Genomic DNA, 24295 nt, shown 5'->3' with positions numbered 1-24295 from the left:
CCTACATTTGGCCTAGTGTCGTTGTGCACAGTGCACAGCGGGTGCCAGTCAGGGCACGCGTGGTGGCGGGAGGTAGGGCAGCGCGCGGACGACCAGGGCGAGCTCCAGGGCCAGGTCGCCGCCGGTCAGCGACCGGCCGGTCAGCTCTTCGATCCGGTGGATCCGGTTGAGCACGGTGTTGCGGTGGCAGTGCAGCGCCTGCGCCGAGCGTGTCGCCGAGCCGCCGGTGCGCACCCACGTCGCGAGCGTCTCCAGCAGCGGGCCGCGCTCCACCGACCGCAGGTCCAGCAGGCAGCCCAGCCAGTTCTGCTGCAGCGACTCGGTCAGTTCGGGCGAGCTGAGCAGCAGTGCTTCGGGCAGCCGTTCGGCCAGGCACACCACGTCGGCCCGGCCCGGCGGCACCGTCCGCATCGCCAGCACCGCCTGGCGGTAGGCCGTGTGCACGGCCGCCAGCCCGTCGACGACCAGGGAGACCCCGGCCGGCACGGTCAGCACGGACCCGATGGCCTCGACGGCATCCGCCACCGCACGGCCCGGCAACGAGACCAGGCCGACGAGCACGTCCGCGCGCGACTGCCAGGCGGAGGTGGACCCGAGGTCCTCCAGCGCGGATCCGAGCGGCTCGGCGAAGGCGGCGTCACCGGGCCCCGCGGCCGCGACGACGACGTAGGGCCCCGAGATCGGCAGGCGCAGCGCGCGGCCGGCCTCGTAGGCGAACCCCGCGTCCGCGGCGCGTCCCTGCAGCAGTCCTTCCCAGAGCGAGGCCCGCCGCTGCTCGTCCGCGCGGACGAAACTGCGCTCCGCCACGTGGTAGGCCAGTGCCACCTGGGCCGAAGTGGCGTCGACGACCTCCCACACGCGGGTCGCGAGGTCCAGCATGGCCTCGTTGTTGACGTACCCGGTGGCCCGGGCCTTCTCGGTCAGGGCCTGCCAGACCAGCCGGCCGCCGATCCGGAACGACCGCAGCACGTCGTCGAGCGGCAGCTGCTGCTCGGCCCGGCGCCGTCCGGTCGCCTTCGCCGCGTCGTACAGGTCCTCGGCGGTCTCGGCGCCCCGGCCGATCAGCTGGAGGACCCGGCGGAGGTTGTCGTGGCAGGAGCGCCACAGGTCGTCGTCGGGCACGACGTCGACCACCCGGTAGCCGGAGTTCTGCTCGACGATGTCGGCGACCAGGGCGCCGGTGAGCTCGTCGAGCTCGTCCAGCACCCTGGCCGCGAGCGACCACGCGGTGTCCCGGGCGTCCGCCCGTGCCTCGCCCATCCGCACCACCACTGTCACGCTCTCACCGGCGCGTCAGCCTACGTGGCCCTCCGCGTTCCCGCTCACTTCGCGAGCGCGAAACTCGGGTGCGGCGGCTGGTTGTAGGCGGTGTTCTGCCACGCCACGGCCTCCCGGTACTGGCGGTCCTGCATCAGCGAGACGTGGGAGATGCTCGTCGGGTCCGTGGTCGAGTAGATCCGCAGCGCCCGGTTGTCCGACGTCGGCCAGACGACCTCCTCCCGCCAGTCGCCGAACAGGTCCGCCTGCAGCGACTGCGTGTTCTTGGTGCCGTTGTTCGCGTGCACGCCGGACGCGGTGAGCAGCCGCGTGTCGGCGCCGGTGCCGTACTTGTCGATGTGGGTGCCGTCCAGCAGCTCGCGCTGGGCGTCGCCGTCCCGCCAGACGACGAAGTTCGCCGAGGACGGCTTGCGCCCGATGGTCTGCCCGCTGGTGTTCAACAGCCCGGGCACCGCGGACGACCAGGATTCGGCGCCGGGGCTGCCCGCGTAGACGTCGTCCGACACCCCGCGTCCGTTGTCGCAGGAGCAGGACGCGTTCTGCCAGATGATCTGCCCGGTCTTCGCGTCGGCCGTCCAGGCGGCCGGCTTCGACGTGTCTTCGTCCACCTTGAACTCTTCCAGGCCCGCCCGGCTCGGGATCAGGTCGCCGACGTGCATGGCGTCTCCATGGCCGAGCCGGGTGTTCCACAGTGGACTGCCATTGTCGTCGATCGCCATGGCACCGAAGACGATCTCGTCGCGGCCGTCGCCGTCGGTGTCCGCGATGGCCAGCTGGTGGTCGCCCTGCCCCGTGTACTGCGAGCCGGCCGAGTTCGAATCGAACTTCCACCGCTCGGTCAGCGCGCCGCCGCGGAAGTCCCAGGCCGCGATGACGGTCCGGGTGTAGTAGCCACGGGACATGATCAGGCTCGGGTGCGAGCCGTCCAGGTACGCGGTCCCGGCCAGGAACCGGTCGACCCGGTTGCCGTAGCTGTCGCCCCACGAAGAGACGGTGCCGCGCGGCGGGTCGTAGTTCACGGTGGCCAGCGCGGCGCCGGTCCGGCCGTCGAACATCGTCAGGTATTCCGGACCGGACAGGATGTAGCCGCTGGAATTGCGGTAGTCCGCGTTCGCGCTGCCGAGGACCTGGCCGGTGCCGGTCCGCGTGCCGTCGGCGGTCTTCATGGCGACCTCGGCCCGGCCGTCCCCGTCGTAGTCGAAGACCTGGAACTGCGTGTAGTGCGCGCCGGCGCGGATGTTGCGGCCCAGGTCGATCCGCCGCAGCAGGGTGCCGTCGAGCCGGTAGGCGTCGACGTAGACATTCCCGGTGTAGCCCGCTGGGTCATACCGACCTCCTGGAGGAACACGACAGGGACAGTCGACCTGGGAACGCTCCCAGCGCGGGCGTGTAACGGCTCGACCACCCCGAGCGGAAGTGCCGCACGATTCGACCACGTCGTCGAATCCACGTAGAGTCCACAATGGACGATAGCGTCAGCGCATGATCGTGGTGAGCACGTCGACCCCGAGCTGCATCAGCCGCTGGAGGTCCAGGCGGTGCTGGATCATCCGGCCGTCGCGGCGGGAGACCAGCAGGCCCGCTTCGCGCAGGCGGCCCAGGTGGCGGGAGACCTGCGGCACCGTCATCCCGGTCCGGGCGGCCAGGTCCGACGTCGTGATCGGCTCGTTGACCAGGTGGCGGCACAACGACAGCCGGGCCGGGTCGGCGAGGATCGCCAGGCGCAGGCGCACCTGGGCCAGCGTGTCGCGGGCGCCGTCGCCCTCGACCGGGAAGTGCACCACGACCGGGAAACCCGGGTCGACCTTGACGATCAGGTGCGGCCGGGCGTGCACGGACGGTACGAGCAGGCAGCGGCGGCCGCGCAGGTCGGCGTGCAACGACTGCAGCTTGTCGAACACCACCGACGGCGGGTCCTGCCGCGCCGCCGCGTTCGGGCTGAGCGAGGCCAGCGCCTCGGCGACCGGCAGCGCGCTGACGCGCGCCCGCACGGTCGCGCACTCGCTTTCCAGCCGGTGAGACACCCGCGCCCACTCGTCGGCGAAGAACTCGTCGGCGCAGGCGCGCAGCACGTCCAGCAGGTCCGCGCGGAACGCTTCCGGGTCGCCGACGAGGTGCCGGGCCAGCTCGCCGCGGGCGAACGACCGCCGCTCGCACGCCCCGACGTACGCCTCCCTCGCCGCCGCGTCGCCCAGCAGGTCGCCGATCTCCACGAAGCCACCGTGGATCGCCTCGGCCGCGGTCGCGGCGAAGCGGTCCACCGGGAGCTGCTCGATCCGGCCCAGCTCGTCCTCGAACGTCCGGCCCAGCGGCAGCTCGAACGGCAGCAGCAGCCGGCAGCGGCGGCGCGCCCACAGCGGCGCGTAGGTCTTCAGCCGGCTGTGCAGAGCGGCCGAGGTGTCCGCGCGGACGCGGGTGAGCCACGGCCGCACCTCGAAGTGGTGCTCCGGCTCGGCGATCGAGTGCAGGCACGCGAGCAGCTCGGCCAGTGGCGAAACCCCCGCGACGAGGTCGGCCGCCCGGGCCCCTTGCACGGTCAGCACCACCGACATGCGCCCAGCTTAGACCCCATGCTTACCGCGGTCGCGGTAAGCGTCGGCGGCAACGCGGGAAAACGGACCTAGCCTTCCGTGATCCGGCCGCCACCGCGACACGAGAGGCCAGGTCATGCTCGACTTCCTGCGCACCTTCTTCGACCTGCACGAGATCCTGGACGTCCTACCCGCGCTGCTCACCGAAGGGCTGCGCAACACCCTGCTGATCGCCGCGCTGGCGATCGTCTTCGGCGTCGTCGCCGGGGTGCTGCTGGCGATGCTGCTGCTGTCCCGGCGGCGGCTGGTCCGGCTGCCCGCCCGCATCTACGTCGACGTCTTCCGGGGACTGCCGGCGATCGTCACCGTCAGCCTGGTCGGCGTCGGCCTGCCGGCGGCGGGACTGCGCCCGTTCGGCCGCGAACCGCTCGGGTACGCCGTGCTCGCCATCGCCCTGATCTCCGCCGCCTACTCGGCCGAGATCTTCCGCTCCGGCATCCAGGCCGTCCCCGCCGGGCAGCTGCACGCGGCGCGCAGCCTCGGCATGCCCTACCTCACGGCCATGCGGGTGGTCGTCGTCCCGCAGGGCGTGCGCAACGTGCTGCCCGCGCTGGCCGGCCAGTTCATCATCGACATCAAGGAGAGCGCACTGGTGTACCTGCTCGGACTCGGCTTCGGCCAGCGGGAGCTCTACTTCATCGCCCAGGAACGGCAGGCGGCGACCTACAACTCGTCGGCACTCGTCGCCGCGGGCCTCTGCTACCTGCTGCTGACCATCCCGCTCACCTACGCGGTGAACAAGCTCGACCGGCGCATGCGCGAAGGCCGCCGCTTCACGACCGGGCCGGCGCCGGTCGCGCCCGTTCCCGCGAAGGCGGCCGTCTGATGGCCGCGGTGTCCGTGCGGGGCCTGCACAAGAACTACGGCCCGATCGAAGTGCTCCGCGACGTCGACCTGGACGTGGCCGCCGGCGAGACCGTCTGCGTGCTCGGGCGGTCCGGTTCCGGCAAGTCGACCCTGCTCAAGTGCCTCAACCTGCTCGAACCGCCGTCGTTCGGCGAGATCCGGATCAGCGGCACCGAGATCACCGGCACCCGCGTGGACGTCGATGCCGTCCGCACCCGCGTCGGCATGGTGTTCCAGCACTTCAACCTGTTCCCGCACCTGAGCGTGCTGAAGAACGTCACGGCCGCACTGCGGCACGTCCGGCGGCTCGACCGGGACACCGCCGAGGCGGCGGCCATGACCCAGCTCGAGCGGCTCGGCCTGGCGCACCTGGCGCACCAGCGGCCGGGCCGGCTCTCCGGCGGCCAGCAGCAGCGCGTCGCGATCGCCCGGGCGCTCGCCGTCGAACCCGAGGTGATGCTGTTCGACGAGGCCACCTCGGCCCTCGACCCCGAGCTGGTCAAGGACGTCCTCGACGTGATGCGCACCCTCGCGACGTCGGGCATGACCATGCTCGCGGTGACCCACGAAATCGGCTTCGCCCGCGAGGTGGCCGACCGCGTGGTGTTCATGGACGAGGGCCGCGTCGCCGAAACCGGTCCCGCCCGCGCCACCCTCGACCACCCGGAAACCCCGCGGCTGCGCGACTTCCTCGCCCGCGTCCTGTGACCGTCCGGAAAGGACAGACCATGTTCCGCATCGCCTTCGCCGCGCTCGCCGGCGCCCTCGTCCTCGCCGGCTGCGGCAGCACCTCCTCCGCCGACGACCCGTACGGCCTGCTCGAACCCGGCACCATCCGCGCCGCCACGCAGACCAGCCAGCCGCCGTTCGCCTACGGTGATCCCACCGGCAAGCCGGTCGGGTTCGTCATCGACGTCACCGACGAAGCCGCCAAGCGGCTCGGGCTGAAGGTCGACTACAAGTCGACTTCGGTGACGTCGTCGCTGGCCGGGCTGACCAGCCACCAGTACGACCTCGCCGCCGCCGGGCTTGGCGTCACCGAAGAACGCCAGAAGAGCGTCTCCTTCACCAAGCCCCTGTTCTGGAGCACCACGGCGGTGCTCACGACCGCGAGCTCGACCGCCGCGAAGCTCACGGACTTCGCGGGGCGGAAGGTCGGCGCGGTCACCGGGTCGACGCAGGAACCGTTCGTCCCGGCCAAAATGCCGGGCGCGGTTCCGATCGGCTTCCCCAACGCCAACGCCGCGGTGAGCCAGCTGCTCAACGGCGCCCTCGACGCGTTCGTCGTCGGCGGGCCGGACGCCGAGCAGTTCCTCAAGCAGTACCCGGCCCTGCGACGGGCCGCCTCGGCCCCGGTGGAGCACCCGACGTCGATGGCCGTGCCGAAGGACCACGGCGCGCTACTGACCGCGCTGGACCAGCAGATCGGCGCGATGGTCGCCGACGGCACCTACGCACGGCTGTACCGCAAGTACTTCACCACCGCACCGCTGCCCCAGCTCGTCGCCGCCTGGCCCGCGCTCGGCGCGCAGTTCGCGGGCGGGCTCTGATGGGCGGCTGGGAACGGCTGGACCTGGCCGGCGGCCGGCACTGCTGGCGGCTCGTGCTCGACGTCCCCGCCCGCGACGGCACCGTCCTGGCCGCCGACCTCTACGCCGCCCGGCCCGACCCCTCCCCCGGGCCGGTGCTCCTCGAGCGCACCCCGTACGGCCGCCGGCTGGCGCGTCCGTCGGACGGCGTCCTCGGCCCCGACGACCCGCCGGCACCCGAGGTGGCCGCGCAGCGGTTCGTCGCGGGCGGCTACCTGGTCGTGCGGCAGGACTGCCGCGGCCGCGGCGACTCCGGCGGCACGTTCACCAAGTACCTCAACGAGGCCGAAGACGGCTACGACACCGTCGAATGGATCGCGGCGCGGGACTGGTGCGACGGCCGGGTCGCGACGATGGGCGTCTCCTACTCCGCCCACGCGCAGGCCGCGCTGGCGTCGCTGGGCGCGCCCCACCTGGCGGCCATGTTCCTCGACTCCGGCGGGTTCGCCAGCGCCTACGAAGCCGGCACCCGGATGGGCGGCGCGTTCGAGCTGAAGCAGGTGACCTGGGCGTTCCACCGCGCCCGCAGCAGCGCGAAGGTGCTCGCCGATCCCGTGCTGCGGGCCACCTTGGACTCCGAGGACCTGCGCGCGTGGTTCACCCGGATGCCGTGGCGGCGCGGCGCGACGCCGTTGCGGTTCGTCCCGGACTACGAGGACTACCTGCTGGAGCAGTGGGAGCACGGGGTGTTCGACGAGTACTGGCGCCAGCCCGGCATCTTCGCGCGCGGGTTCTACGACCGGTTCCCGGACGTCCCCAGCCTGCACATCTCCAGCTGGTACGACCCCTACATCCGCACCGCCGCCGAGAACTTCCGCGAACTGGGCCGCAAGAAGCACAGCCCCGCCTACCTCGTGCTCGGGCCGTGGACCCACGGCGCCCGCAGCGTGCGGCACGCCGGTGACGTCGACTTCGGCCCCGAAGCGCCGCTCGACGGCAACCTCGACGACGACTACGTGACGATGCGGCTGCGCTGGTTCGACGCGCACCTCACCGCCGACGGCGAGTCCCCGCCGCCGGTGCGGTACTTCCTGATGGGCGGCGGCTCCGGGCGCCGGACCGCCGACGGCCGCCTCGACCACGGCGGCCGGTGGCGCACGGCGGCGGCGTGGCCCCCGGAGACCGCCGAGGACCAGGTGTTCCACCTGTGCGCCGACGGCAGCCTCACCCGCACCCCGGCGCCGGCGGACCCCGCGTACCTGGAGTACGACTTCGACCCGGCCGACCCGGTGCCCACGCTCGGCGGCCAGGTCACCTCCGGCGAGCCGGTGATGAGCGGGGGCGCGTTCCACCAGTGCCCCGACGAACGCTTCTTCGGCGCGTCGGAACCCTTCCTGCCGCTGGAAAGCCGACCGGACGTGCTCGTGTTCCAGACCCCGCCGCTGGCGCGGGACGTCGCGGTCGCCGGGCCGGTCACCGTGCGGCTGGCGGTGTCGTCCACCGCCGCCGACACGGACTTCACGGTGAAACTGGTCGACGTCCACCCGCCCAGCGCCGACTACCCGCAGGGCTTCGCGATGAACCTCACCGACGGCATCCTGCGCTGCCGCTACCGGGACTCCTTCGCCGAACCGGCGCCGATGGTCCCCGGCGAGGTCTACGACATCACCGTCGAGGCCCCCGACACGGCGAACCTGTTCCGGGCCGGGCACCGCATCCGGCTCGACGTCAGCTCCAGCAACTTCCCCCGCTTCGACGTCAACACGAACACCGGTGCCCGCGAGGTGGGCGACCGCCGGAAGGTCGTGGCCACCAACCGGGTCCACGTCGGCGGGCGGTCGTGGCTGACGCTGCCGGTGCTGCCGCCGGACATCGATGCTTGAGCGCCTCGGCGTCAGCGCCGGAGGGTCAGTTCGTCGATCTGGTCGCCGTTCTCGGCGAGCGCGCGCACGACCATCTGCTCCGCCGTGACGTCGACCGCCACCAGCCCGTACCCGCGGTACCGGACCCGCGACCACGTCACCTTCGTTTCGGTGGCCTTCGTACTGCCCTTCTTGTACGACTTCATCGTGGCGCCGGTGGAGCCGTCCTCGTGGCCCAGGTAGCTCTCGGGCGCGTTCTTGAAGAACGCGTCGAGAGCCTGTCCCCGCCCCCGGCGGTGACGTAGGTGGTGCCGTCGGTCCGGGCGGCCACCGCGCCGCCCGGCGGGACCTTCCTGGTCCCCTTCCCGGCCTTGATCGGGTCGGTGCGCTCGTAGAGCCGGTTGTGGCCGGTGAGCACGAGGTCGACCCCGTGCTTGTCGAACAGGGGCGCCCACTTCTCCTGCGCCCCGAGCTCCGCACCGTACCGGTCGCCGGTGCTGTAGACGGAGTGGTTGAAGCAGACCACGACGAAGGCGACGGCCGGGTCGGCCCGGAACTTCCCCAGCTGCGCGTCGATCCACGCGAGCTGCCTGCCCGCGGTGTAGTCGAGCTTGGCCGGGAAGCGGTAGCAGACCTCACCGGAGTCGAGGCTGAGCAGGCCGACGTTGTGGTAGCGCCAGGAATAGATCCCGGTGGACCCGCTCCAGGCGTTGTCCGGCATGGAGAACCGCGCCTTCGCGCCGCCGTTTCCGGTGCTGCCGTGGACCTTCTCGTACTCGCGGTGGCCGAGCGAGACCATCCACGGGATCCCCGAGGCCACCGGGTCGTTCTGTGCGAAGAAGGAGTCCCATTTCCGCGCGTCGTATTCGAAGTCCTCCGAGGCGGGCTTGCCGTCGGGCTCGTGCATCGCGTAGCTCAGGTCGCCCAGGGCCAGGTGGAACGCCGGAGCGAGGTCCGCCACCCGGCTGCCGGCGGCGATCGCGTTGTAGCCGACGCCCTGGTCGCCGAACGCGGTGAACGTGAACGGGCCGCCGGCGCCGGCCGTGCGGAAGGCGGCCACCTCGCCGAGCCGGTCGGCGGTCACCGGGTCGTACCCGGCGTGCCCGAGCACGTAGTGGTACTCCGTGTCCGGGGTCAGGCCGGTCAGCCTGACGTGCAGGAAGTACTGCGTGTGCGTCGCGGGCGCGTGCGGCGGGAAGTCGTGCTCCTCCGGGCGCTGCCAGGACAGCTTGCTCTCGAGTGGACGCACTTCGGCGGCCACGGGCGGGCCGAGCGTCGCCGGTGAGGTGCCGAAGCGGAGGTAGGAGCCGGTCACCGGCCCCGGCACCTGCCAGGACACGGTGACCTGCGTGGCCGGGTCCGCCCCGAACGCCAGGTGCCGGCCGAACGGGCGCAGCTTCGCCCCGGCGGCGGCCGGCGTGGCCCGGCCGGGAAGCAGAGCGGTCCCGCCGGCCCGCAGCAGCGCGCGCCGGGAAGGGTGGGTCGTCATCGCGTGTCCTCCGGTCGGCCGCGGCGGATGGTCAGTTCGTCGACGAGGACGCTGTCTTCGGTGAGCGCACGCACCTTCAGCCGGCCGGGCGTGCCGCCGGCCGCCGGGGTGACCTCGACGTTCACCAGGCTGTAGCCCCGGAAGCGCACCCGCGACCAGGTGACCTTCTCGGAGTGGCCCCCGCCCTCCTCGTCGTCCCACCGCATCGTGACCGTCGCGTCGTGGACGTGGCCGAGGTAGGAGTCGCCCGCGTCCTCGTCGATCCAGTCGTTGATGCTCTCGCCGCCGCCCCCGGCGGTGATGTAGGTGACGCCGTCCTTCGCGGAGTTCACGGTGGTGCCGGGCGCGGCCTTCTTGGTGCCCTTGCCCGCCCTGATCGGGTCGGTGCGCTCGTAGAGGTGGTTGTGCCCGTTGAGCACCAGGTCCACCTGGTACCGGTCGAACAGCGGCGCCCACTTCTGCTGCGCGCCCAGCTCGGCGCCGTTCGCGTCGGACGTCGAGTAGGTGCACTGGTGGCAGTAGACGACGATGAACTCGATGGTCGGATCACCGCGGAACCTGGCGAGCTGACTCTCGAGCCAGGCGGTCTGCCTGCCCTCGGTGTAGTCCAGGTTGGACTGGCTGTTGTAGCAGATGTCGTTGCCGTCCAGGCTGATCAGGCCGACGTTCTGGTAGCGCCACGAGTAGATGCAGGTCGAGCCGGCCCAGGCGTTGTCCGGCATGGCGAACCGGGCGCGCATGCCGCCGTAGCCGTGGTCGTCGTACCAGCCCTCCATCTCGTGGTTGCCGATCGCGACCATCCACGGGATCCCGGCCGAGACGGGCTCGTTCTGGGCGAAGAACGAGTCCCACTTGCGGGCGTCGTACTTGTCTTCGTCCGGGTGCCCGCCTTCGCCCTCGAGCGCATAGCTCAGGTCGCCCATGGCGAGGTGGAACCGCGGGTCCAGGTCGGCGATCAGGCTGTTGGTGGCCAGCGCGTTGTAGCCGACGCCCTGGTCGCCGAAGGCGGTGAAGGAGAACTTCTCGGTGCGGCCGGCCGCCGGCGCGGTGCGGAACGTGCCCACCTCGCCGACGCGCCCGCTGGTGGTGGGGTCGTAGCCCTGGTGGCCGAGGACGTAGTGGTAGGTGGTGTTCGGCACCAGGTTGTCCAGCTTGACGTGCAGGTAGTACTGCGTGATGGCCGACGGGCTGTGCGGCGAGAAGGTGTGCGTCGCGGTCTGCCACGACAGGTCGCTCCTCAGCGCGCGCACCTCGGCGGGCACCGTCGCGCCGTAGTCACCCTCGGCGGTGCCGATGCGGAGGTAGGGCGCGGTCACCGGGGCCGGCGTCTGCCAGGAGACGACGACCTGCCGTGAGGCGTCGGCACCGTAGGCGAGGTGGCGGCCGAAGGGACGTTGCGTCGAGCCCGCGACCGTCTCGGCGCCGAGCAGGACGGTGGGCCCGATCCGGGGCGGCGGTGCCGCCTCGGCGGTTCCCGGCAGCAGGAGTCGTCCGGTGGCGAGCGCGGCACCGCCGGCGGTTGCGCGGAAGACGCCGCGCCGCGTGTGCTTCCGGACGTGGTGGTCGTACCACTCGGCGAGCCGCGGTTCCTCGGCCGGGTTCCGGCGGTGTGGGGGCATGCCTTCAAGTTAAGAAGCCTTCTTAACTATGTCAACGGGTGATCGTGGATCTTGCCCCTCGTGGCTCCGATGGCCCAACCCGTTCGGAGGATGTGCGCGGTGCCCGCCGTGGGTACAGTCGCCTTCGTCAAGATCATCCTTGACGCCGCCGCGCTGCCCGCCCCTTCGGCCTTCAGGAGCACGACGTGCGCATTTCCCCTCGGTTCGCCGCACCCGCGATACTTCTTCCGGCACTGCTCGCCGTCTCCCCCGGCAGCGCCCAGGCCGCCGCGACGGCGAAGTGGCCGGGCGATCCGGCCGTCGCGGTCGCCGACTCCGCCGGTGTCTTCGGTGAAAACCTCAGTGGACTCTCGTTCGAGAGCGCCGGCGTGCTGTGGGCGGTCAAGAACGGCCCCGGCACCCTGTACCGGCTCGTCCGCCAGGGCAGCACCTGGGCTCCGGACAGCGGCTGGGCGTCCGGGAAGCAGCTGCACTACCGGAACGGCGGCGGTGACCCGGACGCCGAAGGCGTGGTGGCCACGCCCGACGGCGTGTTCGCGGCGACCGAACGCGACAACGACGAGGACGGCAGTCTGCTCAAGGTGCTGCGGTTCGACACCGGTTCTTCGGCGAAGTCGCTGAACGCGGTCGCCGAGTGGGACCTCACCGGCGATCTGCCCGGCGTCGACGACAACGGCGGCTTCGAGGGCATCACCTGGGTCCCGGACACGTTCCTGACCGCCGGCGGCTTCCGCGACGAGCGCACGAAGGCGCGCTACGACCCGGCGGCCTACGCCGGTCACGGCACCGGCCTGTACTTCGTCGGCCTCGAGGACGAAGGGAAGATCTACGCGTACGCGCTCGACCAGGCGGGCGGCGGGTTCACCCGCGTGGCGACCATCGCGTCCGGGTTCCCGAAGGTCATGGAGCTGGAGTTCGAACCGGAGACGGGCAGCCTCTGGTCGGTCTGCGATGACACGTGCGACGGCAGGTCGGCGACGCTGAAGCTCGTCGACGGCAAGTTCACCGTGACCGCGACGTACGCGCGGCCGTCGAAGATGCCGAACTACAACAACGAAGGGTTCGCGATCGCCCCGCGCTCGACGTGCGCGGCCGGCCGCAAGGCGGTGGTGTGGGCCGACGACGCGAACGACGGCGGCCACGCCCTGCGCACGGGGACGCTGCCCTGCGGCGGAAACTGACTCCTTTCCTCTTCTGTCCGATGTGGATGTCCGAAGGGGAGGAACGGGCCGGTCACCCGGCGCCTCGGGGTCCGCCGCCGGTGGCGCGAGCGGGCATTCAGCTCGCCACGTTGCTCCGGACGCACCAATGCACCGCTTCCCGGTCTCCGGTTCGTGTGATTCGCGACGGCTTTGGGTATCTGGTCGCCATGGTTGTCAGTGCACCGGAGCGACCCACCGCGACACTCGTCGTGTCCACGCCGCGGCGGTCCAACCAGTTCGCCCACTGCGCCCCGCTGTTCGACGAGCACCGCAGGCTGGCGGCCGAGGACCCCCGGCGGACCGATCTGCGCGACCGGCTGATCACCGAGCACCTCGAGCTCGCCGAGAACATCGCCAAGCGCTTCGGCGGCCGCGGCGAGTCCTTCGACGACCTCGTGCAGGTCGCGCGGACCGGCCTGATCCACGCCGTCGACCGCTTCGACCCGGGCAAGGGCCGCGACTTCCTGTCCTTCGCCGTGCCGACGATCATGGGCGAGGTCCGCCGGCACTTCCGCGACAGCGCCTGGTCGATGCGCGTACCGCGGGGGCTCAAGGAACTGCAGCAGCACCTCGCCAAGGCGACCGGCGAGCTGGCCCACGACCTGGGCCGCTCCCCCACCCCGAGCGAGCTCGCGGCCCACCTCGACATCGACGTCGAGACCGTCCGCGAAGGACTCCTCGCCGCGGAGGCCTACAAGCCGGCGTCCCTCGACGCCCCCGTCCGCGGCGGCGAAGACGTCACGGTCGCCGACCAGCTCGCCGACCACGAATCCCCGTACAGCAAGGCCGACGACCACCTGACCCTGCAGGCCGCGATGGCGGGCCTCCCGCCCCGGGAGCGCGCGATCCTCGAGATGCGGTTCGTCGAGGAGCTCACGCAGAGCCAGATCGCCGAGCGGGTCGGCGTCTCGCAGATGCAGGTGTCCCGGCTGCTGACCAAGACGCTCGAGCAGCTGCGCCACCGCATCGTCGCCGACTAGCTTTCCCCGGCCGGGAGGATCCGGCCGCGAACCTCGCCGAAGCCGATGCGCTCGCCGTTCGCGCCCGGGGCCGTGCCGGTGATCACCACCTCGTCGCCGTCGAGGAGGAAGCTGCGCTCCTCGCCCTTGACCGTCAACGGCTCCTTGCCGCCCCAGCTCAGCTCGAGGAACGCGCCGCGCTGGTGCTTCTCCGGGCCCGAGATCGTGCCGGAGCCGTAGAGGTCGCCGGTGCGCGACGACGCGCCGTTGACCGTCAGGTGCGCCAGCATCTGCGCGGGCGACCAGTACATCTCGCGGTACGGCGGGCGGCTGACCTCCTCACCGTTCCACTCGACGACCAGCTCGACGTCCAGCCCCCACGGCCGGCTTTCCCGCAGGTACGGCAGCGGCTCCGGGTCCTGGCCGGGCAGCGGGACCCGCGCGGCCTCCAGCGCCAGGATCGGGACCACCCACGCCGAGATCGACGTCGCGAAGCTCTTGCCCAGGTTCGGCCCCAGCGGCACGTACTCCCAGGCCTGGATGTCGCGGGCGGACCAGTCGTTGAGCAGCACCGCGCCGAACACGTGCCGCGCGAAGTCGTCCGGGGCGATCGGGGTGTTCAGCGGCGTGCCCGTGCCGACGACGAACCCCAGCTCCGCCTCGATGTCCAGGCGGGTGCTCGGGCCGAACACCGGCGCCGGGTCGCCCTTGCGCTGGCCGCTCGGGCGGACGATGTCCGTGCCCGAGACCAGCACCGTCCCGGCCCGGCCGTGGTAGCCGACCGGGAGGTGCTTCCAGTTGGGCAGCAACGGTTCCGCGTCCGGCCGGAACAGCCGCCCGACGTTCGACGCGTGGTGCTCGGACGCGTAGAAGTCGACGTAGTCCGCAACCTCGATCGGCAGGTGCAGGGTGACGTCGGCGACCGCGTGCACGGCGTCGTCCGGCACCTCGCCGGCCACGAGCGAGGTCACCTGCGAGCGGACCGCCACCCAGCGGTCGTACCCCTGCGCCATGAACGGGTTCAGCGACGGCGCGGCGAAGACGTCGTCACCGAGCGCGCGGGCCAGGTCGAGCACGGAGTCCCCGACGCGGACGCCGACGCGCGGGGCGCCGCCGCCGACGGAGAACACGCCGTAGGGCAGGTTCGCGATCCCGAACGGGGACCCGGCGGGGATGTCGATCGTGGTCATGCCTCTCCTCGGGGCAGCAGGCCGAGGGCGGCCAGCTCGGTCAGGGGGTCGCTGATGCTGCACGTGCCGAACGAGGTGAACCGCGCCCGGACGTCCGGGTCGAGCTCCCGGACCGCGGCGGCGACCACGGCGCCGTCGCGCTCGGCGAGCAGGGTTTCGGCGCAGCCGGGGTCACCGGCCGCGAGCAGCAGGTTGAGGAAGCCGTGCTGCTCGAAGCCGGTCTCCGGGTCGGTGTTGCGCAGCGCGTGGTGCAGCCCGGCGGTGGCCTTGAACGGCACCCCGGCTTCGGCGGCGGCCCGGATCGCGCTGGCCAGCTCGGCTTCGCCGGGGTACAGGTCGGCGCGGACCCCGCCGGTGCGGAACTTCGCGCGGTGGCCCGTCCCGGCGAGCGCCCGCAGGAGCGGCAGGCAGCGCTCGTCACGCGGGATCTCGACGTACACGGGTGCGTTCGCGGCCGACACGGCTTCGAGGAGTTCGTCCGGTCCCATGCCTTCCGGCACCGCGATCTCCAGGGCCCGCAGGTCCACCGGCAGGGTCTCGGCGGCGGCGAGCACGCCCGGCAGCTGGGCCGGCCCGCCGGGCAGCGTCACCGCGACCGCGAGCGGGGTTTCGCGGGGCCCGAGCAGGTCCCCGAGTGCGTCGAGCGCCGGGGCGGCGAGCACCAGCGGGCCGACGAGGCCGGTGTACCAGGCCTTCTTGTACGTGTCGTGCGCCGTGAGCGCGTCCGGCAGGGGCGCCAGGCCGGGCGGGAACACCGCGGCGTCGTCGCACAGGCCGGCGAAGAGCTCGGGGATCACGCGACCGGCCCGCGTCGCGACCAGGTCCCCGCGCGGCCGGCGCCCTCGGCGGTGCGGGGCCGGGAGTGCCGCTTCGGCGGGACGGTCCCCGCGCGGCGGTGGTACGCCATGGTCGCCTCCAGACCGGTCGGCCGATTTTAGTTCATGCTTTTACTATCTTCTGGGAGAATAGTCCCCGCCCCGCGTCTCGGGAAGGGCCTCTTCCCCGCGTCAGCCGGGACGAAGGCGCCCGTCGGCTCAGCGGCGGCTGCGGGTGTCGGCCCCGGTCCGGCCGGTGATCAGCTTGCCCAGCAGCATCACCAGGATCCGCTGTTCGGTCTCGGTGAGGGCTTCGGTCCAGCCGGACTCGCGCTCGTTGTGCTCGCGGAACACCGAGACCATCTCGTCGTGCCCCGCCTCGGTCAGCGACAACCGGACCGAGCGGCCGTCGCGCTCGTCCGGCACGCGGTCGAGCAGGCCGTCCGCGACGAGCGGCTTCATCAGGTTCGACACCGCCGCCCGGCTCATCCCGGTGAGCCGCGCGGCGCTCTTCGGCTCCAGGGGCCCGGCCAGCCAGACCACGAACAGCAGCCGGAACGCCGACCACGACCGGCCGCGCGGCCGGTGCACCGCGGCCTCCAGGTCGTAGGTGACCAGGTCCGAAGCCCGGTTGAGGGTCAGCAGCACCTCGGTGGCCAGCTGGTGGCGGAAGCCGTACTCCGCCGCGAGCCGGCGGTTGGCCAGCTCGACGAACGACCAGAAGTCCAGCTCCTCGTCCATCGGAGCACCCTAACAAATAGTCAAACTCGAAACTGGTTTCGCTCGGCGGCCGGGCGGACCCACCGGCCGAGTCCTACCCGCGCGTTTGCCCGCGTGCCAACGTCTCCGACAGCGCGTGTGCTTCGCGCAGCAGCAACGAGCCCAGCTGCGGGATCCGGTCGGCGCCGAACCGGTGCGCCACGCCGGTCAGGGTGAGCGCCCACCGCGGCGATCCGGCCTGGTCGAACACCGCCGCCGCGAGCCCCCAGCTGCCCTCCACCACGAGACCGGGGTTCACCGCGTAGCCGTGCGTGCGGGTCACCGCGATGTGCCGCCGGATCTCCCCGGCGCCGTGCTGCGGCCCGTAGGTCGCGGCGAGGTCCGCCCGGCCGAGGTAGTCGTCCACCTCCCGGTCGGGCAGGTGGGCGAGGACCACCATGCCGGCCGAGACGACGCCCAGCGGGAACCGGGCTCCTTCGAACAGGACGTGGCTGCGGATCGGGAACGCGCCGTCCTCGCGGATCAGGCAGATCGTCTCCTCCCCGCGCCGCGCCGAGAAGAACGCGCTCTCCCCCGTCGCGAGGGCGAGCCGCCGGACGACGGGCAGCGCCGCCTCCGTGACGTCGTAGCGCCGGGCCGCGGCCACGCCGAGGAAGTACAGCTCCGGGCCCAGCACCCAGTGGTCGGTGTCCGGCTCCCGCTCCACCAGGCCGACGCCCTGCAGCGACGTCAGCAACCGGTGCACGGTCGGCCGGGGCAGCCCCGCTTCCCGGGCCACGGACGTCGTCGTCGCGCCCCCGGGCTCGTGGACGGCGACGGCGCGCAGCGTCCGGTGGGTCCGGCCGACGAGGTCTCCAGGTGCGTCCACTCAGTGAACACTACCCCACCCATATCGACCGTGAGACGAACAATCCGCTGGTCCAGCGCGTTCACTGGTTGACCGTGCATGTGCGGTCCAGTCTGATGTCGGCCATGGACAAGGTGATCGAGTCGGCCGCGGAGGCCATCGCCGACATCCCGGGCGGCGCCACGCTCGCGGTGGGCGGGTTCGGGATGTGCGGGGTGCCCGCCGTCCTCATCCACGCGCTGTTCGAGGCCGGGACCGCGGACCTCGAAGTGGTGTCGAACAACGCCGGGGTGGACGGCTGGGGCCTGGGCGTCCTGCTCGGCGCCGGCCGCCTGCGGCGGGTGGTCGCCTCCTACGTCGGGGAGAACAAGGAGTTCGCGCGCCAGTACCTCGGCGGCGAGCTGGAGGTCGAGCTGACCCCGCAGGGCACGCTCGCCGAACGGCTGCGCGCCGGCGGCTCCGGCATCCCCGCGTTCTTCACCGCCACCGGGGCCGGCACCCAGGTCGCCGACGGTGGCCTGCCATGGAAGTACGACGCCGCCGGGGCCGTGGAGAAGGCGAGCCCGCCGAAGCAGAAGCAGAGCTTCGACGGCAAGGAGTACGTCCTCGAGCGCGCGATCGTCGCCGACTACGGGCTGGTCCGCGCCTGGCGCGGCGACCGGCACGGGAACCTCGTCTTCAAGGACGCGGCCCGCAACTTCAACCCGCTGGCCGCCATGTCCGGGCGGGTCACGATCGCCGAGGTCGAGCAGCTGGTCGAGCCGGGCGAGCTCGACCCGAACGCCGTCCACCTGCCCGGCGCGTACGTGCACCGCGTGGTTCCGCTGACGCCGGAGCAGGCCGCGGACAAGCCGATCGAGAAGCGCACCGTGCGCACCGGAACGGAGGCCGGCTGACATGGCTTGGAACCGCAACGAAATGGCCGCCCGCGCCGCCGGCGAGCTGCGCGACGGCGACTACGTCAACCTCGGGATCGGCCTGCCGACCCTGGTGCCCAACCACGTCCCCGACGACGTCGAACTGGTCCTGCAGTCGGAGAACGGCATCCTCGGTGTCGGCCCGTACCCGGCCGAGGACGCCGTCGACCCGGACCTGATCAACGCGGGCAAGGAAACCGTCACGGTGCGCAAGGGCGCGTCGTTCTTCGACTCGGCGTTGTCCTTCGGCATGATCCGCGGCGGCAAGATCGACGCCGCCATCCTCGGCGCGATGCAGGTCTCCGCCTCGGGCGACCTGGCGAACTGGATGATCCCCGGCAAGATGGTCAAGGGCATGGGCGGCGCGATGGACCTGGTCCACGGCGCGAAGAAGGTCATCGTGCTGATGGAGCACGTCGCCCGCGACGGGTCACCCAAGATCGTCGACGAGTGCACGCTGCCCTACACCGGCCGCGGTGTCGTCCAGCGCATCATCACCGACCTGTGCGTCCTCGACGTCACGCCCGACGGGCTCGAGCTCGTCGAACTGGCCCCGGGCGTCGACGTCGAGCAGGTGCGGAAGCAGACCGAACCGCGGATCCGCGTCTCCTGAACCGGAGGGCACCGCTGCCGGTCAGAGCACGCTCCGGTGCTCCCCGCCGGTGTCGAAGTGGCGATCGAGGTACTTCTCCGGCGGCAGCGAACTGTCACGCAGCAACGAGAAGACCTCGCAGCCGGGCGCGAGGTCCTGCACCCCGGTCGCGTACCCCTGGGCGAGCCCGAGGTAGGTCACCCCGGTGTCCGCGGCATACTCCCGGGCCTCTGCCTCGGCTCGGGCCACGGCCGTGCCGAGATCGGCCGCCCGCCACAGCGTGATCCGCTCCTCGTACGGCCGCTCCTCCGTCCCGGTCCACCGGAAGACGCAGCGCACCGCGTACCACTCGTCCGTCACGACGCCATCTTCTCCGCCGGGCCGGGCGATTCGAGACTCAACCCCGGGCGGGCGTCGCGCGTGTGGACGACGGAATCCTCCAGTCGAGTGTTGATTGTCGGGTGGTTTCTGGTTTGTTCCGTTTGCCTGTGTCCCGTGTTATGTTCGATTGTCGAGCCCCGCGGTAGTGCGTCCCCCGCCCGAGGAGTCCGATGCGCCGTCTCGCCGTTCTGGTTCTCGCGCTGCTCTGCACGATCGTCGCCGGTCCGGTGCCTTCGATCGCGAACGCGGCGGTCGCGCCGAAGCCCCCGCCGCTGTCCACGCCGTGGACGTCCCAGGTGAGCCCCACCGACCCGCTGCCGGAGTACCCCCGGCCGCAGATGACGCGGCCCGACTGGCAGTCCCTCAACGGGGAGTGGGAGTTCCTCAACCCCGCCACCGGCGCGGGCGGCAGCGTCGACCGCTACGCCGCGCCGCCGCTCGGGCAGACGCTGCCCGAGCGCATCCTCGTGCCCTACCCCGTCGAGTCGGCGCTGTCGGGCATCATGCGCAACGACAACCGCGACCTGATGTTCTACCGCCGCACCTTCACCGTGCCGCAAGCCTGGGCGGGCCGGCACGTGCAGCTGCACTTCGGCGCCGTCGACTACGAAGCCACCGTGTGGGTCAACGGCGTCCAGGTCGCCTCGCACAAGGGCGGGTACGACCGCTTCGAAACCGACATCACCGCCCGGCTGACCGGCGGCGCCAACGAGATCGTCGTCCGCGTCTACGACCCGACCGACGGCCGCGGCGAGAAGCAGCCCGTCGGCAAGCAGGCCAACACGCCTTCGAACATCTTCTACACGCCGTCTTCCGGCATCTGGCAGACCGTCTGGCTCGAGCCGACCGCGCCCTCGTCGATCTACTCCGTCGACATCTACCCGAACCTGGCGAACAACACCGCCCGGGTGCGGGTGTTCGGCCGCGGGGACGTCAGCGGGTACACCGTGCTCGCCGAGTCGATGACCGGCGGCGCCGTCGTCGGCAGCGCGACCGGCGGCTTCACGGAGTTCTCGGTGCCGGTCCCGAACGCGCGGCGGTGGTCGCCCGACGACCCGTTCCTCTACGACCTGCGCGTGTCGCTGCGCAACGCCGCGGGCACGACGGTCGACCAGGTCGTCAGCTACTTCGGCATGCGCGAGGTCGGCACGAAGAACGTGAACGGCGTACTGCGGCCGACGCTCAACGGCGAATTCGTGTTCCAGATCGGCACCCTGGACCAGGGCTTCTGGCCGGACGGCCTGTACACCGCGCCGACCGACGCGGCTTTGGCCTCGGATCTGCAGAAGCACAAGGAACTCGGCTTCACCATGGTCCGCAAGCACATCAAGGTGGAACCGGCGCGCTGGTACTACTGGGCCGACCGGCTCGGATTACTGGTGTGGCAGGACATCCCGTCGACGCCGACAGCGGACTCGAACCGCACCCCGGCGCAGATCGCCGAGTTCGAGACCGAAGCGCGCGAGATCGTCGACGAGCACCGCTTCTCCCCCGCCGTCGTGACGTACGTGCCGTTCAACGAGGGCTGGGGCGAGTGGAGCCTCGACGAGACCCGGCGCGTCACGACCAGCCTGAAGAACTACGACCCGACCCGGCTGGTGAACGCCCACAGCGGGTTCAACTGCTGCGCCTCGAAGGGTGACCCCGGCACCGGCGACATCATCGACTGGCACATCTACACCGGCCCGGACGCGCCCCGGCCGTCCGGGACCCGGGTGTCGGTGCTCGGCGAGTTCGGCGGCCTCGGCCTGCGCAACCCGGGCCACGAGTACAGCCCCACCGGGAACTTCTTCGCCTACGAGCAGATGGCGAGCGCGGAGCAGCTGAACGACCGCTACACCGGCATGGTCCGGGACGCGAAACAGCTGATGACCACCAAGGGCCTCTCGGCCGTCGTCTACACCGAGATCACCGACGTCGAAGGCGAGTACAACGGCCTGCTCACCTACGACCGGCGGGTGCAGAAGGTCGACACCGCCCGCGTCCGCGCCGCGCACGCCGACCTGATCGCCGCGTCGAAGAACCTGAACGCCCCCGTGCCGCTGACGCTGGGGCACATCCGGTCGTTCGGGGTGACCACGCCCGGCTACACCGACCGGTACCTGCGGCACGCGGACTCCTTCGCCCGCACCGACGTCCTGACCACCGGCAGCGCCGACGGCCCGCGGCAGGACGCCTCGTTCCGGACCGTCGCGGGGCTCGCGGACCCGCGCTGCTTTTCGTTCGAGTCCGTCAACTTCCCCGGCCAGTACCTGCGCCACGCCGCGAGCCGGGTCCGCATCGACGGCGACACCGGCGGCACGTTCGCCGCCGACGCCACCTGGTGCAGCCGGCCGGGGCTCGCCGCCGGCGGGACGTCGTTCGAGTCGCTCGACCTCCCCGGCCGGTACCTGCGGCACTACAACGAAACCGTGTACCTGGCCCAGAGCGGTGGCCCGAACCCGTGGGACACCGCGACGAGCTTCGCCGCCGACGCGACGTGGAACGTGTCGGCGCCGGCGCTGTGGCGCAGCTCGGTGCCCCTCACCGTCAACGCGCGGCAGTCGCTGCGGGTGACGACGTGGGGCTACACCGACCGGTACCTGCGGCACGCCGGCGGCCTCGCCTACACCGAGGTGGTGACCGCCGGCAGCAGCGCGTTGCTCAAGCAGGACGCCACCTACACCGTGCGGCGCGGGCTCGCCGAATCCTCGTGCTACTCCTTCGAGTCGGTGAACTACCCCGGGCAGTTCCTGCGCCACCAGGACGGCCGCGTCCGCAACTCACCGGACAACGGCACGGCCCTGATGCGCGCGGACGCGACGTTCTGCACGCGGCCGGGCCTCGGGGGCACCGGGGTGACGTTCGAGTCGCTCAACATCCCGGGTGCTTTCCTGCGGCACTTCGACGCGCAGGTCTACATCGCCTCGGGCAGCGGCACGGGCGCCGACCGGCCCCAGACGGTGACGGCCGACAGCAGCTGGATCGTCGCGGCGCCCTGGGCCCCGTGACCCCGCCGCCCCGCCGCTGACCGTCCACACCGGACCGGTTACCGCCCGGGCTCGCCCCCGCCGTCGCCGCTGCGGAAATCGTGACCGGCACCACCCGCGGGAACCACTCGGGCCCCGCGTCCGTTCACAGTACCTACGGCACCGTAAGTTACGGTCGCGTAGGTATGGAAGGACGACCTTATGCCGGTTCCCGAAAGCACGCGCCTGTTGTTCGAGCTGGAAGGGACGGTCGAAGAGAACCTCAACCGGCACCTCGCCGCCGCCCAGGAGTGGATGCCGCACGAGTACGTCCCCTGGAGCCAAGGGCGCGACTTCGCCGAGCTCGGCGGTGAGGCGTGGGACCCCGAGCAGTCCCGGGTCACCCCGATCGCGCGGACGGCGCTGGAGGTCAACCTCCTCACCGAGGACAACCTCCCCAGCTACCACCGCGAGATCGAGCGCGCGTTCGGCCGCGACGGCGCGTGGGGCACCTGGGTCCACCGGTGGACGGCCGAAGAGGGCCGGCACGGCATCTGCATCCGCGACTACCTGCTGGTGACCCGCGCCGTCGACCCCGTCGAGCTGGAACGCATGCGGATGGAGACGATGCAGGCGGGCTACGACACCGGCGACAAGCCGCTGCTCCAGGTGTGCGCCTACGTCTCGTTCCAGGAGCTGGCCACCCGGATCTCGCACCGCAACACCGGCCGCTACACGCAGGACCCGCTGGCCGAACGGCTGCTGGCCCGGGTGTCCACGGACGAGAACCTCCACATGGTCTTCTACCGCAACCTGGTGAAGGCCTCGCTGGAGATCTCCCCCGACGCCATGATGCGCGCGATCACCGACGAGGTCGTGTCGTTCGCGATGCCGGGCGCGGTGATCCCCAGTTTCGCCAGGAAGGCGGCGCTGATCGCCAAGGCCGGCATCTACGACCTGCGGATCCACCACGACGACGTCGTCCTGCCGCTGCTGCGCTACTGGAAGGTGTTCGACCTGACCGGCCTCGGCCCGGTGGGCGAAGCCGCCCGCGACGAGCTGGCGGCCTTCCTCAAGACCCTCGACGCCCAGGCGGCCCGCTTCGAAGAACGCCGCGACGCCGCGGCCGCGCGCCGGGAAAAGCTCAAGAACGGCTGAGCGGCGCGTCAGGCGGGCGGCTCTCCGAAAGCCTTGAGCAGCAAGCGGTGCAGGGTCTCCTGTTCCCGCGGGCTCAGCTCGGAGAGCAGCTCGCCGGTGACCGCGGCCGAGACCTCCTCGACCTGCGCGACCGCGGTCCGGCCGGCCTCGGTCAGGGTGAGGACGTGCCGGCGCCGGTCCTCGGTGTCGCGTTCCCGCAGCACCCAGCCCGCGGCTTCGAGACGGTCGAGCACCTTCACCAGGTCGCTGCGGTCGAGGCCGAGCCGGTCGGCGACGCGCTGCTGGGCCAGCGGGCCGAACTCGCCGACGCAGACCAGGACGTAGTAGTCGCGCAGGGCCAGGCCGGTCCCGGCCAGCGCCTCGTCGATGCGGCCGACACCGGTGCGGTGCAGCTGCCCCATCACGTAGGTGGGCCAGCGCAGCAGCGCCCGGGGCCGGTCGGTCATGGCCACGACCCTACCGCGGAAAAGCGGGTTGGCTCAATTGTAGGAGATCCCTACAGTATGAGTCATGAACGAAACCGAGACCGCCCTCGTCACCGGCGCGAGCCGCCCTCAGGGCCTCGGGTTCGCCGTCGCCCGTGAGCTCGCCACCCGCGGCTACCACGCCGTGCTCGCCGGCCGGGACCTCGACCGGACGCGCGCGCTGGCCGCGAAGCTCGGCGCCGAAGGACTCTCCGCGGACGCGGTGCGGCTCGACGTCACGGACCCGGCGGACGTCGCGGCCTGCGCCGAGTTCGTCCGCACCACCGCCGGCCGGCTCGACGTGCTGGTCAACAACGCGGCCGCCATGCCCGACTTCGCCACGACGTCCGTGCTCGACGCGGACCTGGCCGAGGCCAGTACCGCCTACGCGGTCGACGTCCTCGGCGCTTGGGCCCTGGTCCAGGCGTGCCTGCCGCTGCTGCGAGCCGCCCCGGCCGCCCGGATCGTCGCTGTCTCCAGCGCGGCCGTCGCGCAGTTCACCGCCGCGACCCGGGGCGTCCGGTCGCCCGGGTATTCGCTGGCCAAGTACGCCCTCAACGCCCTCACCGCGTCCCTCGCCGCCGAACTGCGCGACACGGGCATCCTGGTCAACGCCGTCGACCCCGGCTCGGTCGCCACCCACCCCGAGCGCGGCGACGACGCCGACGACCGCTCACCCGCGGAGGCCGCGCTCGGCATCGTCTGGGCCGCGACCCTGCCCGCCGACGGCCCCACCGGCGGCTTCTTCCTCGACGGCCGGCCCGTGCGGTGACGTTGCCCGCCCGGGACAGGGATCGCCGGATTTTCGGGCAGCTCATCCCGGCACCCACCACGCGCTGCTAGTTTTCGTCCAGGCTTGCTTGAAAGTTCCAGGAAAGTTCGCCGGGA

General features: G+C 71.8%; 23 protein-coding genes. 11 read left to right on the top strand and 12 right to left on the bottom strand.

Features of this window, described 5'->3' with window-relative positions; all coding sequences use genetic code 11:
* Positions 1-48: 48 nt before the first annotated feature.
* From QRX60_RS33370 to QRX60_RS33360, 3 genes are read right to left on the bottom strand one after another with little or no spacing between them, the layout of a single operon-like run.
* Positions 49-1278, bottom strand: a complete 1230-nt coding sequence (locus QRX60_RS33370; RefSeq protein WP_285995408.1) for a PucR family transcriptional regulator — start codon at positions 1276-1278, stop codon at positions 49-51.
* 44 nt (positions 1279-1322) lie between these two features.
* A complete protein-coding gene (locus QRX60_RS33365) occupies positions 1323-2714 on the bottom strand; it encodes a rhamnogalacturonan lyase (protein ID WP_285995407.1) in 1392 nt (463 codons plus the stop codon).
* Between the two features lie 39 nt (positions 2715-2753).
* Positions 2754-3830, bottom strand: a complete 1077-nt coding sequence (locus QRX60_RS33360; protein WP_285995406.1) for a DUF5937 family protein — start codon at positions 3828-3830, stop codon at positions 2754-2756.
* A gap of 115 nt (positions 3831-3945) precedes the next feature.
* Here QRX60_RS33360 and QRX60_RS33355 point away from each other — a divergent pair, with 115 nt between their 5' ends.
* The 4 genes from QRX60_RS33355 to QRX60_RS33340 are packed head-to-tail and all read left to right on the top strand — an operon-like array spanning position 3946 to position 8127.
* Positions 3946-4695, top strand: coding sequence for an amino acid ABC transporter permease (locus tag QRX60_RS33355; RefSeq protein WP_285995405.1), 750 nt, complete (start codon positions 3946-3948; stop codon positions 4693-4695).
* Entirely contained in the window at positions 4695-5423 is a 729-nt protein-coding gene (locus QRX60_RS33350; protein ID WP_285995404.1) for an amino acid ABC transporter ATP-binding protein, read from the top strand. The genes QRX60_RS33355 and QRX60_RS33350 overlap by 1 nt, the downstream gene beginning before the upstream one ends.
* A gap of 20 nt (positions 5424-5443) precedes the next feature.
* On the top strand, positions 5444-6265 hold the full coding sequence (locus QRX60_RS33345; protein ID WP_285995403.1) for an ABC transporter substrate-binding protein: 822 nt from the start codon (positions 5444-5446) through the stop codon (positions 6263-6265).
* Positions 6265-8127, top strand: coding sequence for a CocE/NonD family hydrolase (locus QRX60_RS33340; protein ID WP_285995402.1), 1863 nt, complete (start codon positions 6265-6267; stop codon positions 8125-8127). Before QRX60_RS33345 ends, QRX60_RS33340 begins: the two co-directional genes overlap by 1 nt.
* 11 nt (positions 8128-8138) lie before the next feature.
* Here QRX60_RS33340 and QRX60_RS33335 read toward each other — a convergent pair whose 3' ends face one another.
* From QRX60_RS33335 to QRX60_RS33325, 3 genes are read right to left on the bottom strand one after another with little or no spacing between them, the layout of a single operon-like run.
* Positions 8139-8312 carry a hypothetical protein gene (locus QRX60_RS33335; protein ID WP_285995401.1) on the bottom strand — a complete coding sequence of 58 codons (174 nt, stop codon included), beginning with the start codon at positions 8310-8312 and terminating at the stop codon, positions 8139-8141.
* Positions 8309-9595, bottom strand: a complete 1287-nt coding sequence (locus tag QRX60_RS33330; RefSeq protein ID WP_285995400.1) for a purple acid phosphatase family protein — start codon at positions 9593-9595, stop codon at positions 8309-8311. The genes QRX60_RS33335 and QRX60_RS33330 overlap by 4 nt, the downstream gene beginning before the upstream one ends.
* Positions 9592-11214, bottom strand: a complete 1623-nt coding sequence (locus QRX60_RS33325) for a purple acid phosphatase family protein (RefSeq protein ID WP_285995399.1) — start codon at positions 11212-11214, stop codon at positions 9592-9594. Before QRX60_RS33325 ends, QRX60_RS33330 begins: the two co-directional genes overlap by 4 nt.
* 368 nt (positions 11215-11582) lie before the next feature.
* Here QRX60_RS33325 and QRX60_RS33320 point away from each other — a divergent pair, with 368 nt between their 5' ends.
* On the top strand, positions 11583-12395 hold the full coding sequence (locus QRX60_RS33320) for a hypothetical protein (RefSeq protein WP_332845790.1): 813 nt from the start codon (positions 11583-11585) through the stop codon (positions 12393-12395).
* A 188-nt stretch (positions 12396-12583) separates the two neighbouring features.
* Entirely contained in the window at positions 12584-13396 is an 813-nt protein-coding gene (locus tag QRX60_RS33315) for a SigB/SigF/SigG family RNA polymerase sigma factor (RefSeq protein ID WP_285995398.1), read from the top strand.
* On the opposite strand, the gene fahA is transcribed toward QRX60_RS33315, so the two are convergent.
* From fahA to QRX60_RS33295, 4 genes are all read right to left on the bottom strand, one after another.
* The gene (gene fahA, locus QRX60_RS33310; RefSeq protein ID WP_285995397.1) at positions 13393-14565 is read right to left on the bottom strand and encodes a fumarylacetoacetase; all 1173 of its coding nucleotides are present in this window, start codon (positions 14563-14565) and stop codon (positions 13393-13395) included. The genes QRX60_RS33315 and fahA overlap by 4 nt on opposite strands.
* Positions 14562-15362, bottom strand: a complete 801-nt coding sequence (locus QRX60_RS33305) for a hypothetical protein (RefSeq protein WP_285995396.1) — start codon at positions 15360-15362, stop codon at positions 14562-14564. Before QRX60_RS33305 ends, fahA begins: the two co-directional genes overlap by 4 nt.
* 237 nt (positions 15363-15599) lie before the next feature.
* The gene (locus tag QRX60_RS33300; protein WP_285995395.1) at positions 15600-16121 is read right to left on the bottom strand and encodes a MarR family winged helix-turn-helix transcriptional regulator; all 522 of its coding nucleotides are present in this window, start codon (positions 16119-16121) and stop codon (positions 15600-15602) included.
* Positions 16122-16194: 73 nt separating this feature from the next.
* Entirely contained in the window at positions 16195-16968 is a 774-nt protein-coding gene (locus tag QRX60_RS33295) for an IclR family transcriptional regulator (protein WP_285995394.1), read from the bottom strand.
* 104 nt (positions 16969-17072) lie between these two features.
* On the opposite strand from QRX60_RS33295, the gene QRX60_RS33290 reads away from it, so the two are divergent.
* Together QRX60_RS33290 and QRX60_RS33285 are read left to right on the top strand one after the other, a co-directional pair.
* On the top strand, positions 17073-17843 hold the full coding sequence (locus QRX60_RS33290; RefSeq protein WP_285995393.1) for a CoA transferase subunit A: 771 nt from the start codon (positions 17073-17075) through the stop codon (positions 17841-17843).
* A gap of 1 nt (position 17844) precedes the next feature.
* Complete coding sequence (locus QRX60_RS33285) at positions 17845-18477, top strand: CoA transferase subunit B (protein ID WP_285995392.1); 633 nt, start codon at positions 17845-17847, stop codon at positions 18475-18477.
* A gap of 21 nt (positions 18478-18498) precedes the next feature.
* On the opposite strand, the gene QRX60_RS33280 is transcribed toward QRX60_RS33285, so the two are convergent.
* Positions 18499-18816, bottom strand: coding sequence for a hypothetical protein (locus tag QRX60_RS33280; protein ID WP_285995391.1), 318 nt, complete (start codon positions 18814-18816; stop codon positions 18499-18501).
* 191 nt (positions 18817-19007) lie between these two features.
* On the opposite strand from QRX60_RS33280, the gene QRX60_RS33275 reads away from it, so the two are divergent.
* Positions 19008-21827 carry an AbfB domain-containing protein gene (locus QRX60_RS33275; RefSeq protein WP_285995390.1) on the top strand — a complete coding sequence of 940 codons (2820 nt, stop codon included), beginning with the start codon at positions 19008-19010 and terminating at the stop codon, positions 21825-21827.
* Between the two features lie 180 nt (positions 21828-22007).
* The gene (locus QRX60_RS33270; RefSeq protein WP_285995389.1) at positions 22008-22943 is read left to right on the top strand and encodes an acyl-ACP desaturase; all 936 of its coding nucleotides are present in this window, start codon (positions 22008-22010) and stop codon (positions 22941-22943) included.
* Between the two features lie 8 nt (positions 22944-22951).
* On the opposite strand, the gene QRX60_RS33265 is transcribed toward QRX60_RS33270, so the two are convergent.
* Positions 22952-23389, bottom strand: a complete 438-nt coding sequence (locus QRX60_RS33265) for a MarR family winged helix-turn-helix transcriptional regulator (protein ID WP_285995388.1) — start codon at positions 23387-23389, stop codon at positions 22952-22954.
* Between the two features lie 64 nt (positions 23390-23453).
* Between QRX60_RS33265 and QRX60_RS33260 the strand changes: the two genes are divergently transcribed.
* Positions 23454-24179 carry an SDR family NAD(P)-dependent oxidoreductase gene (locus QRX60_RS33260; RefSeq protein ID WP_285995387.1) on the top strand — a complete coding sequence of 242 codons (726 nt, stop codon included), beginning with the start codon at positions 23454-23456 and terminating at the stop codon, positions 24177-24179.
* Positions 24180-24295: the final 116 nt, after the last annotated feature.

Source organism: Amycolatopsis mongoliensis (genome assembly GCF_030285665.1).
GTDB lineage: Bacteria > Actinomycetota > Actinomycetes > Mycobacteriales > Pseudonocardiaceae > Amycolatopsis > Amycolatopsis mongoliensis.
The sequence above is the reverse complement of the archived record's forward strand: the minus strand, read 5'-3'. Positions and strand labels throughout refer to the sequence as shown.

What these genes read in the sequence shown, in the direction of transcription:
- QRX60_RS33360 (WP_285995406.1), bottom strand. Translation starts at nt 3,830, where the DNA reads ATGTCGGTGGTGCTGACCGTGCAAGGGGCCCGGGCGGCCGACCTCGTC.
- QRX60_RS33355 (WP_285995405.1), top strand. Translation starts at nt 3,946, where the DNA reads ATGCTCGACTTCCTGCGCACCTTCTTCGACCTGCACGAGATCCTGGAC.
- QRX60_RS33350 (WP_285995404.1), top strand. Translation starts at nt 4,695, where the DNA reads ATGGCCGCGGTGTCCGTGCGGGGCCTGCACAAGAACTACGGCCCGATC.
- QRX60_RS33345 (WP_285995403.1), top strand. Translation starts at nt 5,444, where the DNA reads ATGTTCCGCATCGCCTTCGCCGCGCTCGCCGGCGCCCTCGTCCTCGCC.
- QRX60_RS33340 (WP_285995402.1), top strand. Translation starts at nt 6,265, where the DNA reads ATGGGCGGCTGGGAACGGCTGGACCTGGCCGGCGGCCGGCACTGCTGG.
- QRX60_RS33335 (WP_285995401.1), bottom strand. Translation starts at nt 8,312, where the DNA reads ATGAAGTCGTACAAGAAGGGCAGTACGAAGGCCACCGAAACGAAGGTG.
- QRX60_RS33330 (WP_285995400.1), bottom strand. Translation starts at nt 9,595, where the DNA reads ATGACGACCCACCCTTCCCGGCGCGCGCTGCTGCGGGCCGGCGGGACC.
- QRX60_RS33325 (WP_285995399.1), bottom strand. Translation starts at nt 11,214, where the DNA reads ATGCCCCCACACCGCCGGAACCCGGCCGAGGAACCGCGGCTCGCCGAG.
- QRX60_RS33315 (WP_285995398.1), top strand. Translation starts at nt 12,584, where the DNA reads ATGGTTGTCAGTGCACCGGAGCGACCCACCGCGACACTCGTCGTGTCC.
- fahA (WP_285995397.1), bottom strand. Translation starts at nt 14,565, where the DNA reads ATGACCACGATCGACATCCCCGCCGGGTCCCCGTTCGGGATCGCGAAC.
- QRX60_RS33300 (WP_285995395.1), bottom strand. Translation starts at nt 16,121, where the DNA reads ATGGACGAGGAGCTGGACTTCTGGTCGTTCGTCGAGCTGGCCAACCGC.
- QRX60_RS33290 (WP_285995393.1), top strand. Translation starts at nt 17,073, where the DNA reads ATGGACAAGGTGATCGAGTCGGCCGCGGAGGCCATCGCCGACATCCCG.
- QRX60_RS33285 (WP_285995392.1), top strand. Translation starts at nt 17,845, where the DNA reads ATGGCTTGGAACCGCAACGAAATGGCCGCCCGCGCCGCCGGCGAGCTG.
- QRX60_RS33275 (WP_285995390.1), top strand. Translation starts at nt 19,008, where the DNA reads ATGCGCCGTCTCGCCGTTCTGGTTCTCGCGCTGCTCTGCACGATCGTC.
- QRX60_RS33270 (WP_285995389.1), top strand. Translation starts at nt 22,008, where the DNA reads ATGCCGGTTCCCGAAAGCACGCGCCTGTTGTTCGAGCTGGAAGGGACG.
- QRX60_RS33265 (WP_285995388.1), bottom strand. Translation starts at nt 23,389, where the DNA reads ATGACCGACCGGCCCCGGGCGCTGCTGCGCTGGCCCACCTACGTGATG.
- QRX60_RS33260 (WP_285995387.1), top strand. Translation starts at nt 23,454, where the DNA reads ATGAACGAAACCGAGACCGCCCTCGTCACCGGCGCGAGCCGCCCTCAG.